The sequence below is a fragment of the Bradyrhizobium sp. A5 genome (genome assembly GCF_042076515.1).
In the GTDB taxonomy this organism is placed as follows: Bacteria; Pseudomonadota; Alphaproteobacteria; order Rhizobiales; family Xanthobacteraceae; genus Bradyrhizobium; species Bradyrhizobium cosmicum.
This window is the reverse complement of the sequence record NZ_CP148990.1, coordinates 3,219,101-3,231,035: the sequence shown is the minus strand read 5'-3', so window position 1 is coordinate 3,231,035 and position 11,935 is coordinate 3,219,101. Positions and strand designations below refer to the sequence as shown.

Sequence of the window (11,935 nt, the reverse complement as noted above, 5' to 3'; positions counted from 1 at the left end):
AGCACCATGGCGAGCAGTGAGACGGTTCCAGCGTTGGGTCGGAAAGCGCGGGGTCTCGCGCCCTTCCTGCGCTCGCAGATGCGCAACATCGCGCCGTTCCTGACCTTGATCTTCCTGTCCGGCTTCTTCGCCCTCGCGAGCCCCTCCTTCGCGACGCTGGACAATCTCGGCAACATCCTCACGCAAGTGTCGGTGACGGGCATCATCGCCGTCGGTCTCACCTTCGTGATCCTCTGCGCGGAGATCGACCTCTCCATCGCCAGCATCGCCAACGTCACCGGCATCGCGGTCGCCTACTTCACGCTGCAGGAATCCTACGTCAACATCGCCAACATCCCGCTGCCCGGCGCAGTCGCGATCGTGATGTCGATCCTGCTCTGCGCGCTGCTCGGCCTCGTCAACGCGCTGGGGCTGACCGTGATCGGCATCCCCTCCTTCATCATGACGCTGGCGATGATGCAGATCGCGGCCGGCGTGTCGGCCCTGCTGGTACGTGGCCAGATCGCCTACAAGGTGCCGGGCCTGATCACCACGCTCGGCTCTGGCTCGATCGGCGGCATCCCGTGGATCGTCATCGTCGCGGCCATCATGCTGCTCGGCGGCCATCTGGTGCTGACCTACACGCGCTTCGGCCGCTACGTCTACATGGTCGGCGGCAACCGTGAGGCGGCCGAATATTCCGGCCTCAACGTCAAGCTCATCCTGGGCAGCGTCATGGTGATCTCGGCGGTGTGCTCGGGCATTGGCGGCATGCTCGGCGTCGCCCATTTCGGCAGCGCGCAACAGAACGAGTTCGACACCTATCTGCTCGACTCCATTGCCGCCGTCGTCGTCGGCGGCACCAGCCTGTTCGGCGGCCGCGGCGGCATCGGCAACACCATCGTCGGGCTGTTCGTGCTCGGCGTCCTCAACAACGGCCTCGACCACGTCAACATCGACAGTTTTCTGAAGATCCTGATCCGCGGCCTGATCCTGCTGGCGGCGCTGGTCATCAACGTCTATGCGCAGCGGCTGCGGGAGAAAGCGGCGGAATAGACGGCCGTCAAAACAAAAATGCGAAAACAACCCCATGCACAGTAGCCGGGACCAGCGAAATCAACGGCTTGAGGGCGACGCCGCGCAATTGCTGATTTTTCGAATTCTATTTGACGCGTCGGGCAAAACAGGAGCATGATGGCATCATGGCGGCGGCTTCGACAAGCGGTACCTGCCCCGTCATTGCGAGCGCAGCGAAGCAATCCAGAGTCTTTCCGCTGGGGGATTCTGGATTGCTTCGCTGCGCTCGCAATGACGACTGCGCAGCAGCCGGGCCGTCGTCCTTCGAGGGCCGCTGAAGAAGCGGCCACCTCATCAGGATGACGGTTCTAATCCGGCGCCAACCGCGAGAAGCGGAAATTGCAGTGGCTGGCGCCACCCGCCAGCGTTTGTGTCCGCTCCAGGCGAATGCCTCGGGCGGCATAGGCGTCGAAATCCAGCCCGCAGATATTGGGCAGGATATCCTTGTCGCCGTGGCGCGCCGCCAGCTTGCAGAAGCCGCAGGCCTTGTAGTTGATGCCGAATTCAAAACTGTCTTGCGAACGCGGCTCGATGAAATCGTAGACGAAGTCTTCAGGAAACTCCTTCTGGTGACTCTCGGTAACGCTCTCTGCCGCCTGCTGGCGCAGCAAGGCCTGGTTCTCCGGCGACATGAATTGAATCCCCGCGGCGAGACGTTCCGCTTCAGGCGCGGTCAGCAATTGCGCCTTGTAGGTGTCTCGCTCGATCTCGCCGATCACGGGCGCCGGCACGCCGTGCCTCAGCAGCACGCGGCTGATCGCCATGAACCCCGTCAGGCGCATGAAGAAATCGCTCATGCGGCTTGCCGCGCCGCCGACATAAGGCATCTGGGTGAGCACGATCTCGAATTCGTCCATCACCTCCCGCCTGATCCCGTCGATATCCGACAGATGCGCGCGCTCGCGGAGCATCGCCTCGGCGAGGTCAAGACGTTCGCGCATGGCGGCCTCCATGGCGCTCCGATGCGTTTCGTAGAAGGGATGGACTTCAGTCATTGGACACCTGACATGACGAGATTGTTGCAACATCGGCGATGCCCGCTTCATTCCGCGGCGATCGCCTCGATCTCCAGCAGCCATTTGCTGTCGACGGGCTCGACGACCACGACCGTCAGGGCGGGCTGCTGCTCCCCGAGCATCGCGCTCCGGATGGCGCGATTGGCCACGAGCTGGCTGCGATCGGTCAGGAACGTGGTGACCTTGACCAGATGTGCGACGCCAAGGCCTGCGGCCGCGAGCACCTCCCTGACGTTTCGCCAGGCCTGCTCGCACTGCGCCTCGAAACCTTCGGGCACGGAGCCGTCCGTTCGTTCAGGGACCTGGCCGCTGACGAACAGCAGGCGGCGATGCTGCGTCAGCTCAAGTCCCATGCTGTAGCCGCCGGCGGGCGGGTGGACCGTTGCGGGATTGTGGCTGACGATGTGAGCTGGGGGCATGTGGCTTCTCCGGATTGCGGGCCAAACGTACCCGGCGGCATCGCCACGGCGCAAAGCATCATTCCTGCGGTTCAGGGCAAGAAAATCTATTGCAGGGATGGGGGCCATCGGTGTCAAACTTGCGGCGCGATGACTTACGCCCTTCCCCCGCTCAACGCGCTCCGCGCCTTCGAGGCCGCTGCCCGCCATCTCAGCTTCAAGCTCGCCGCGCACGAGTTGCACGTGACGCCCGCCGCCGTGGGGCAGCAGGTGAAAGCGCTGGAGGCCCGCCTCGGCGTGCAGCTGTTCGAGCGGCTGCACAAGCAGCTGATACTGACCCCAGCCGGTCAGGCCTATCTGCCCGGGATATCCGAAGGGTTCCGCCACATTGCGGACGCGACGGCGCAATTGAAACCAGCAGGTGCGGTGCTGCTACAGCTGGGCGTTCATGGCGGCTTCGACCTGCGCCGCCTGGATCTGGCGGCGTTTCGCAGCGCGCATGCGGAGATCGGCCTGCGGGTGCTGCAGCCGGCCGGCCTGCACGAATTGGTCGAGGGCAAGGTCGACCTCTTGATCGCCCGCGGCGTCAGCCACCATCCCGGCTATCGCTGCGACCGGATCCATCAGGGATCGGGCCTCGGTGATTGGCTGATTGCGTCTGAAGGCACCGCGGATTGCCCCGAGATCGTCAGTTTCCGCGCGTGGCTGCGTACCCTCCCGGCAGACAACCCGCTCGCAAACCGCCGCCCGCGTCTGGTCGGCGGCGTCGGAAGCTGAGGCGACAGCTTTCAGCTGGCCTTACGGACGGCGAACAAGCCCACGTCGTGCGCGTTTGCCGATCGCAATGCAGTGCCGAACATAAAAATATGCAGTGAGGAAGACGATAAACAAGCCAGCTATCCAATGACCGGCGGCAAATATTGCAATGCAAAGCAGGAAGACGAAAAACGTCACGATGGTCCAAACCAACGTGAACCCCAAATAGGTCCGCCCGGTCGGAATATTGCTTACGTAGCGGACCATGGGCTTCCGTTCAACCCGATGCCCATTACCTGTACATTCCAGGCTTGCGGAGCAATAGGCGATCGCAAAACGCACGGCCTGGTGCAGACTGCGACAGGTTAAGAGCCGATGATCAAAATGGTTAAAATCGCCGTGCAGATCGTATGGGCGGTTTCGATCATTTCCCTTTGTATGACCTTTGGCTTTGTCTATGGCTGGACACACCACGCATGGTTGGGTGCCTTCGCACTTGGGACCGTCGGACTTGTCGCAGGCGCGCTGCTGGCGGCGTCACCTCTCGCATTTCTCCAGATCCTGAGCGGCGGATTGTGACCGGTCTACGGACCCCAGTCTCGCCACTAGCGATTGCTGCCATGTTCCCTAAGGCTCGCGCGGGCCGTGGCTGTTTTACTGATCGGGCTAATCGTCTTTTAGGACATCCGAAGCACTATCCCCCACAACTGGGAAACGCAATGCTCTCTGCTTTCGCGCTGGCCTTCGCGGGCGCCGCCATGATCGAGGCTGCCGGTCATTTCTTCAAACTCAACCGAAGCCTGGTCGCAGGTGTCCGCACGTTGATCATCATGACCGGACTCTGGTTTGCCGTCGCGGCAAGCCGTCAAGAAGAGCCGCGCAAACAGCCTGTGCCGACAGCGTTGACTTTCGAGACAACGACATCTCAAGCCGGGAAGCGCACATGAGCGTGCTCGAACTCGCGGGCGTGATTGCAGTCGTCTGGATGGTTAGTTTCCTTTCTCTGCTGCTACCTGGCCGGTGGATCGGAATGTGGATCGACAAGTCCAGTCCCAACACCTTTTCGGGTATCCTCTTCAGCGTTGCAATCGCGAAACTCTTTGTGGTCTGCATTGCACTTGTTCTTGTGCTCGCCAGATTTTCCGACTTGCCCCACGTCAATGCCGACAAAGACTTCGCAATCATATTCGCGGGATTGTTCCTCTTTGTACCGGCATTCGTCGCGCTCTTCGTGGGTTTTCGCCGCAGCCGGGCGCAGCGGAAACACACAATGATGGTCTAGTGGAACAGCCACGGCGTAGCGTCGGCATGATTGAGGTCAATAAATGCGCAACGCAACAGTCGGCGCGCTCGCTTACGAATTCCTTTTCGAGGTCTATCGGAAGATGGATCACGACCGGAAGAGCGGGTTTATCCAATCCCTTCCCGATCAAAATGGCACGCAGCGCGAGGCATTCTATCACGAAGCTATGGGCCACTGGGAATGGATTGGCGGGGTACTGGGTCAAGTTGGCGTCCTGAAGGCCCTCCAGCAGCCACCCCCACCTCCATGGGCTCGACCAACTTCGATGCCAAGGAATGACTTCTCTTACCCTGTGATGACCTTGGCCGAATGCGGCGTTGCCGACTTTTCGAATTTCGAGACCTTCGACAATTACTGCGTCGCCATGTTCTCGTTCGAGTATCTGCATAGTCATTTCATGTCTGCCGGGGGGCTCGTCGACCTCGCCCTTCGATCGCCCAGCTTTCTGAATTCCGTTGCGTCCAGGGACGACATTTTTCGGATCGAAGGCACTGATCGTGTCCGATTTGACCAAGCGCGCTACGAAGAGAAAGTCATGACGCGTTGGAGAGGACGCCTCGACAATCGCAACATACGTCCCAAGAGCAGTGCGTAGCTATCTGCCCACGGTCGCCAATGCCACCTGCCCTGCAATCTCGTCAGCCCGCCAGCATCGCACCGCGTGCCCGTCCGCTCGCGTTTCAAGCATCGGCCCCGGCTCGCTCCGGCACACCGCCTCGGCATAACGGCATCGCGGGCTGAACGCGCATCCATTGGGCGGATCGAGCGGATTGGGAAGATCGCCGCCTGTCGTCGCCAGCGGCGCATGGCGCAGCGGATCGGGGATCGCGGCGATCAGGGCCTGCGTGTAGGGGTGCGCGGGACGTTCGAAGATTTCGCGCCAGTCGCCGTTCTCAACGATGCGGCCGAGATACATGACGGCGACCTTGTCGCTCATGTGCTCGACGACGCCGAGGTCGTGGCTGATCATGATGTAGGAGAGACCGAGCGTCTCCTTCAATTCCAGCAGCAGGTTGATGATCTGGGCGCGGATCGAGACGTCCAGCGCCGACACGGGTTCGTCGCAGATGACGATTTTGGGATTGAGGATCAGCGCGCGGGCGATGCCGATGCGCTGGCGCTGGCCGCCGGAGAATTCGTGCGGGTAGCGGTCGGCCTGTTCGGGCCGCAGGCCGACATGCCGCAGCATGTTGGCGACGCGGTCCTCGATCTCGCTCTTTGCGGTCACGCCGTGGACGCGCAGGGGATCCTCTAACGTGCGGCGAACAGTCTGGCGCGGGTTGAGGGAGGCGTAAGGGTCCTGGAACACGATCTGCACGATCCGCGCCAGCGACTTCCGATCGCCGGATTGCCGGTTCGCCACGACCTGCCCGTCCAGCACGACGCGGCCGCGCGTCGGCGTCAGCAGGCCGAGGATCGACAATGCCACCGTCGACTTGCCGGAGCCGGACTCGCCGACGAGGCCGAGGCATTCGCCGCGCTTCAGGGTGAGATTGACACCGTCCACGGCACGGAGCACCCGCTTGTTGCGGCCGAGCAGGCCGCCTCCAAGCGGAAAATGAACCGCGAGATCCTCGACGCTGAGAATGACGTCATCCGCCCTGCCCTCATGCATGGTGGTGACACCTGACCAGGCCGCCCGCCCCCAGAAAATCCGCGGCCGGCGCGACCGTCCGGCAAATCTCGGTCGCCTGCGTGCAGCGCGGATTGAACCGGCAGCCATCGGGGAAGTTGGTGATGGCCGGGACGACGCCCGCGATCTCCTGGAGCCTGGATCGGCCAAGCGCGGCGCGGCTGCCCAGCCGCGGCAGCGAAGCCACCAGGCCTTGCGTATAGGGATGCGAGGGGGTGCGGAAAATATCGGCCGAGCCCCGCTCTTCGACGATGCGACCGGCATACATCACGGCGACGCGCCGGCAGACATTGGCGACGAGGCCGAGATCATGGCTGATCATCAGGATCGCCGTTCCCCGCTCGGCGCACAGATTGCGCATCAGCTCGATGATTTCGGCCTGCACTGTCACGTCGAGCGCGGTGGTCGGCTCGTCGGCGATCAGCAGGTCCGGACCGCAGGCGAGCGCGATGGCGATCATGACGCGCTGGCGCATGCCGCCGGACAGCTGGTGCGGGTAATCGTGCACGCGCCGCTCCGGCGCGGGAACACGAACGTTCGCCAGCGCCTCGACCGCCAGCCGGTCGGCCTCCCGCCAGCTCTTGCCCTTGTGCAGCACGAACATCTCGGCGATTTGCCGGCCCACCGGCGAAACCGGATTGAGCGCCGTCATCGGCTCCTGGAAGATCATGGCGATGCGGTTGCCGCGCAGATCCCGCTGCCTGGCTGCCGAAAGATGCTGGATCTCCTTCCCCTCGAACCGGATGACGCCGTCGCCGATCGACAGCGGCGGCCGCAACAGGCCGATCAAGGCGAGCGCCGTGATGCTCTTTCCGCAGCCGGATTCGCCGACGAGACCGAACGTCTCGCCACGATCGATCCGGAATGAAACGCCCTCGGCCGCCGCAACGCGCCGCGATCCGTCGTGAAGGTCGATACGCAAATCCTCGACTTCGATCAGCGGCGCGCCGGTCATGTCCGCCGGCTCCGCGATTGGGGATCGAGAATGTCGCGCAGGCCGTCGCCGAGCAGATTGAGACCGAGCACCGTCAGGAAGATGGCGAGGCCCGGAAAGACCGAGAGCCACGGCGCCGTCGTGATCTGGTCGCGGGCGTCCGACAGCATGCTGCCCCAGCTCGGAAACGGTGGGCGGACGCCGAGGCCGAGGAACGATAACGCGGCCTCGGACAAGACCGCGCTGCCCATGCCGAGCGTGCCGATGACGACGATCGGCCCCAGCATGTTCGGCAGCAGCTGCGTGATCATGATGCGCAGATCGCCATAGCCGAGCACGGTCGCGGCCTGCACATAGCCCTGGCTTCGCAGCGACAGCGCCGAGGCCCGCGCGATCCGGCAGGTGAAGGACCAGTTGGTCAAGCCGAGCGCGATCAGCAGGCTGGTGAGGCCGGGGCCCAGCACCGCCATGATGGCGAGCGCGAAGATCAGCGAGGGGATCGCGAGCATGACGTTGGTCAGGCCATTGACGACATCGTCCCACCAGCCGCCCCAATAGCCGGCACTGAGGCCCAGCGCCACACCGATGACGCTGTTGATGAGCTGCGAGACGATGCCGACCGTCAGCGAGACGCGGGCACCGTAGACCACACGGGAATAGATATCGCGGCCCTGGTCGTCAGTGCCGAACCACCAGGTCCAGCTTGGCGGCTCCTCCGCGTTCATGAGGTTGGCGTCGAGGACAGGGTCGGTATGCGCCAGCCAGGGCGCGAGCAGGCCGACCAGGATCGCAAGCGCGAACAACGCGCCGCCGATGATGAGATTGGCGCGGAGCTTCATGCGTATCTGATCCTGGGATCGATCACTCCGTAGAGCACGTCGACCAGCAGATTGATCGCGAGAAAGGACAGCACCACGACGAGAATGGAGCCCTGGACGGCCGGAATGTCGCGCTGCAGGACGCTGTCCACGAGCAGCGAGCCGATCCCCGGCCACGAGAACAATTTCTCGACCACGACCGCCTGCCCCATCAACGCGCCGAATTGCAGGCCGACGGTAGTGAGAATGATGACGAGCGCGTTGCGCATCACATGCCATTTCACCACCCGCGTCTCGCTCATGCCCTTGGAGCGCGCGGTGCGGACGAAATCAGCGGTCATGATCTCGAGGACCGCGGCGCGTGTCGTCCGGGCGAACAACGCCATCGGCGAGACGCCAAGCGTCACGGCCGGCAGGATCAGATATTTCAATCCCCCGTCGCCATAGCCGAAACTCGGCAGCCAGCCGAGCTTCAACGCGAAGAAGTACATCAGCACCAGCCCGAGCCAGAATTTGGCGATCGAAAGGCCGGACACCGCCACGACCATCGCGAGCGTATCGACGATGCCGCCGGGCTTCAGCGCTGCGACGAAGCCGAGCGGCACGCCGATCACGACGGCAAACGCCATGGCCGCGACGATCAATTGCAGCGTCGGCCATATCCGTTTGGCGATCATGGTCGTGACCGGCTCCCGGGTCCGGAACGAGGTCCCGAAATCACCGGTGGCGAGCTTGGCGATGTAGACCCCAAAGCGCACATAGACGGGATCGTCGAGGCCGAGCTGCTTCTTCATGCGCAGCTCGACCTGTGGGTCGCTATCGTCGCTCATGGAAGAGACGATGCTGCCGGGAACGACGCTGAACAGCACGAACACCAGAGCCACGACGGCGAGCACGGTCGGAATGGTCTGCAGCAGGCGGCGGAACAGGAAGGAGAGCATCGGCACTTTTCTTCTCTCCCCCCATCGTCGGTCGCGATGGAGGGAGCGCGAGAGCGCGTGTCACTTCGCGGGCGAGGTCTCGTCGACCCAGAGGTCTTCGACGTTCTGGTGGGTCAGTTCGGTCGCGTTGAGCTGAATGCCCTTGAGCCATGGCTGCACGGCCATCACCGCCTTGTTGTAGTTGAAGAACCACACCGGAGCCTCGTCGTAGAGCAGCGCATTGGCCTTCTGCAACAGCTCGACGCGCTTCGCAGGGTCGTCCGCCTGCCCGGCGGCATCCACGATCTTGTCGAATTCGGCATTTTTGTAGTTCATGTAGTTGCAGGCCGATTGCGGCGTCGCCGAATGGAAGCATTTCAGGGCAGCCTGCGGGTCCGGACCGGTGGCCTGGGAATAGATGAAGGCCTGGTAGTCGCCGCTGCGAACCACCTCCGCCAGCACCGCGGTCTCGACCTGCTTGACCTTGACCTTGATGCCGACCTTGTCCAGCATCGGGATCACGGCCGAGACGATCGGCAGGCCCCAGCTCTCGTTCTGGCTGGTGGTCCATTCGAATTCGAAGCCGGAGGGATAGCCGGCGTCAGCGAGCAGCTGCCTGGCCTTGGCAGGATCGAAGGCGTAAGGCTTCATGGCCTTGTCGTAGGCGGGAGAGGTCAGCGGCAGCCAACTGGTGGCGCGATAGGCCTTGCCCTTGACCAGCTTGTTGATGATCAAATCGGTGTCGATGGCGTAGTTGATCGCCTGCCGGACGCGCTTGTCGGCGAACGGCTTGAACGAGGGATTCATCCCCATGTAACGCGTGAAGACCTCGGCGACCTCGACGACGGTGCCCTTGAGGTTGGCGTCGGTCTGATAGGCGACATATTGCGCCGGTCCCAGCACCGAGGTGTCGATCTCCTTGTTGCGGAAGGCGACATCGCGTGCCGCGGCCTCGGCCATGATCGACACGATCACCTTGTCGGCGTAGGGCTTGCCGGGCTTGTAGAACCGGTCCCAGCGCTCCAGCACGATGCGCGATCCCGGCACGTGCTCGACGAACTTGAACGGCCCGAGACCGATCGGCTTTTGGATGAAGCTCTCCTTGGCGCCCTCGTCGGCAGGATAGATCGAGGTCAGCGCGGTGAAGAAATAGAAACCGGGATCGACCTTCTCGGTCAGCTTCATCTCGACGGTGAAATCGTCGATCTTCTTCAGGCCGGAGATTTCCTTGGCCTGGCCCTTCTCGACCGCGGCCGCGCCCTCGATCATGCGGACGAAACGCGCGCCGGGATAGGCCTTGGTGCCGTCCATGATGCGGTTGTAGGACCAGATGACGTCGTCGGCCGTCATCTTGCGGCCATTGTGGAAATAGGCGTCGTCGCGCAGCTTGAAGGTGTGAACGAGCCCTCCACCCGAGACGACGTCCTCTTTGGCAAGCTCCAGAACCGGCTTTCCTTCCGCGGAATTCCAGATGTAGAGCGACCGGTGCAGCGCCTTGGCGTAGATCTCGTCCTGGGCGCGCTGCGTGGTGTGAATGTCGAGGCTGGTGAAGCTCGACCCATAGGGCGCGGTCATGCGGATGGTTCCGCCCTTGCGCGGCGTCTGGGCCTCCGCCGTGGCGGCGAGCGCCAGCCCCAAACCAGCAACGATCGCCACTACCCTGAACATCATGTTCCCTCCGACACTACAGACGTGCTCCGGTCAGCAAGTTGACCATTCGCAGCACGTCGAATGCAAGAGCCTTGAATGGGAGGGCACGTGCGAGCGTAGCGCCAGGGGCCGCCAATTTGCGAGGACGTGCCTCTACCCGGCCGCGAACTCCGGCTGCCAGTTGCGCAGTTTCCGCGCTGCACCCGTGACGTCGGCGATGGCGGGAAACGCCCCCGCCTCCACCATCATCGCGCGCGCCAGCCGCACCGCACGTGCCTCGCAGATCGCCCGCTGGCGCGGATCCTCGATCAATTCAAAGTCGATGTTGTGCGCGAGGCCGAAGATGCGGCGGATGATCTTCGCGGCGGCGAAGCCGACGGTGTCGGCGAACAGGCGTTGCATGTAGGCCTGCCGCTCGGCCTCGAGGCGCGCGGCGCCCTTCTCGCTGGCAAAGAGCGAGACCGGATAGGCGTCACCCATGGCGCCGGCGCGCCAGAGGTCGAGAAATTTCCGGGCGAACTCGTTCCAGCTCTTTTCAACCGTCTCGAGCACCCAGGCCTCGAATGCCTGCCGCTCGCCGGGCGAGCGCTCGTGACCGGCGGAAGCAAAATATGCCATCAGGAGGTTCGCCAGCACGGCACCGACGTCGAATCCCATCGGGGCGTAGAATGCGAATTCCGGATCGATCACCCGCGTCTGGCTGTCCGTCACCATGATCGATCCGGTGTGGAGGTCGCCATGGAGCAGCGCCTCGGGGCTGGCCATGAATTTCAGCTTGAGGCGGGAGACCGCGACATGCAGGTCCATGTCGTCGCGCAAGCCAGCGGCCAGAGCGTCGAGATACGGCGCGGTCCAGCGGTTCTGCTCGGCGACGCGATAGGGATCGGTGAAGATCAAATCCTCCGTGATCTTGCACAGCGCGTGGTTGCCGGCGAAGGCGGCGATAGCCTGCTTCTTGTCGGCCGCTGAGACCACGAGGTCGGAGGTGAAGTACAGGGTGCGCGCCATGAAGGTGGTGATGTCGTCCACGAAGCGCGGATATTGCGTTGCCGCGACCAGCCCCTTGCGCATGATGATGTGGGGCTCGAGCAGTTCCATCACCGTCAGCGCCAGCGTCTCGTTGTGATGCAGCAGCGCCGGCACCAGACCGGGCGCGAGCTCGGCCTGCCGGGACAAGGCCAGAAATTCGTAATGGGCCCGCGACAGCGGCAGCGGCCAGCTCTCGCCGACGAGGCGGACGTAAGGCAGCGCCTGCTTCACGGCGACGCCGCCGCGGTCGCCCTTGACGATGAAGACGAGATTGAGATTGCCGTCGCCGACCTCCGTGATCGACCAGGACACCGGTTCAGCACCGAGAAGCGCCACGAGGTCCGGCACGCCCGCGAGATAGTCCCGCAAGGCGGCGTCATGCAGAATGCGGTAGTCCCCTGCCCGATCTCCGGCCATGACGA

Annotated in this window: 14 protein-coding genes; 6 read left to right on the top strand and 8 right to left on the bottom strand. The window is 63.3% G+C overall.

Going from position 1 to position 11,935, the window contains the following annotated elements:
- The first annotated feature begins 6 nt into the window (after positions 1-6).
- Positions 7-1,035 (top strand): ABC transporter permease, encoded by a 1,029-nt coding sequence (locus WHZ77_RS15465; protein ID WP_375314396.1) that lies wholly within the window; start codon positions 7-9, stop codon positions 1,033-1,035.
- Positions 1,036-1,364: 329 nt separating this feature from the next.
- On the opposite strand, the gene WHZ77_RS15460 is transcribed toward WHZ77_RS15465, so the two are convergent.
- The gene (locus WHZ77_RS15460) at positions 1,365-2,051 is read right to left on the bottom strand and encodes an L-2-amino-thiazoline-4-carboxylic acid hydrolase (RefSeq protein WP_375314395.1); all 687 of its coding nucleotides are present in this window, start codon (positions 2,049-2,051) and stop codon (positions 1,365-1,367) included.
- Positions 2,052-2,098: 47 nt separating this feature from the next.
- Positions 2,099-2,491 carry a RidA family protein gene (locus tag WHZ77_RS15455; protein ID WP_375314394.1) on the bottom strand — a complete coding sequence of 131 codons (393 nt, stop codon included), beginning with the start codon at positions 2,489-2,491 and terminating at the stop codon, positions 2,099-2,101.
- Positions 2,492-2,620: 129 nt separating this feature from the next.
- Between WHZ77_RS15455 and WHZ77_RS15450 the strand changes: the two genes are divergently transcribed.
- From WHZ77_RS15450 to WHZ77_RS15430, 5 genes are all read left to right on the top strand, one after another.
- On the top strand, positions 2,621-3,247 hold the full coding sequence (locus WHZ77_RS15450) for a LysR family transcriptional regulator (protein WP_375314393.1): 627 nt from the start codon (positions 2,621-2,623) through the stop codon (positions 3,245-3,247).
- A gap of 354 nt (positions 3,248-3,601) precedes the next feature.
- On the top strand, positions 3,602-3,805 hold the full coding sequence (locus tag WHZ77_RS15445) for a hypothetical protein (protein WP_375314392.1): 204 nt from the start codon (positions 3,602-3,604) through the stop codon (positions 3,803-3,805).
- Positions 3,806-3,945: 140 nt separating this feature from the next.
- Complete coding sequence (locus WHZ77_RS15440; RefSeq protein WP_375314391.1) at positions 3,946-4,173, top strand: hypothetical protein; 228 nt, start codon at positions 3,946-3,948, stop codon at positions 4,171-4,173.
- Positions 4,170-4,508, top strand: a complete 339-nt coding sequence (locus WHZ77_RS15435) for a hypothetical protein (RefSeq protein WP_375314390.1) — start codon at positions 4,170-4,172, stop codon at positions 4,506-4,508. Before WHZ77_RS15440 ends, WHZ77_RS15435 begins: the two co-directional genes overlap by 4 nt.
- A gap of 43 nt (positions 4,509-4,551) precedes the next feature.
- A complete protein-coding gene (locus WHZ77_RS15430) occupies positions 4,552-5,124 on the top strand; it encodes a hypothetical protein (RefSeq protein ID WP_375314389.1) in 573 nt (190 codons plus the stop codon).
- Here the strand turns inward: WHZ77_RS15430 and WHZ77_RS15425 are convergent, their stop codons facing one another.
- From WHZ77_RS15425 to mtnK, 6 genes are all read right to left on the bottom strand, one after another.
- Complete coding sequence (locus WHZ77_RS15425; protein WP_375314388.1) at positions 5,125-6,144, bottom strand: ABC transporter ATP-binding protein; 1,020 nt, start codon at positions 6,142-6,144, stop codon at positions 5,125-5,127. It abuts the gene before it with no gap.
- The gene (locus WHZ77_RS15420; protein WP_375314387.1) at positions 6,137-7,117 is read right to left on the bottom strand and encodes an ABC transporter ATP-binding protein; all 981 of its coding nucleotides are present in this window, start codon (positions 7,115-7,117) and stop codon (positions 6,137-6,139) included. Before WHZ77_RS15420 ends, WHZ77_RS15425 begins: the two co-directional genes overlap by 8 nt.
- Positions 7,114-7,935 carry an ABC transporter permease gene (locus WHZ77_RS15415; protein WP_211386046.1) on the bottom strand — a complete coding sequence of 274 codons (822 nt, stop codon included), beginning with the start codon at positions 7,933-7,935 and terminating at the stop codon, positions 7,114-7,116. Before WHZ77_RS15415 ends, WHZ77_RS15420 begins: the two co-directional genes overlap by 4 nt.
- Entirely contained in the window at positions 7,932-8,855 is a 924-nt protein-coding gene (locus WHZ77_RS15410; protein WP_375314730.1) for an ABC transporter permease, read from the bottom strand. Before WHZ77_RS15410 ends, WHZ77_RS15415 begins: the two co-directional genes overlap by 4 nt.
- Before the next feature lie 60 nt (positions 8,856-8,915).
- Entirely contained in the window at positions 8,916-10,505 is a 1,590-nt protein-coding gene (locus tag WHZ77_RS15405; RefSeq protein WP_375314386.1) for an ABC transporter substrate-binding protein, read from the bottom strand.
- A gap of 132 nt (positions 10,506-10,637) precedes the next feature.
- Positions 10,638-11,930: an S-methyl-5-thioribose kinase gene (gene mtnK, locus WHZ77_RS15400; RefSeq protein ID WP_375314385.1), complete on the bottom strand. Its 1,293-nt coding sequence runs from the start codon at positions 11,928-11,930 to the stop codon at positions 10,638-10,640.
- Between the last annotated feature and the right edge of the window lie 5 nt (positions 11,931-11,935).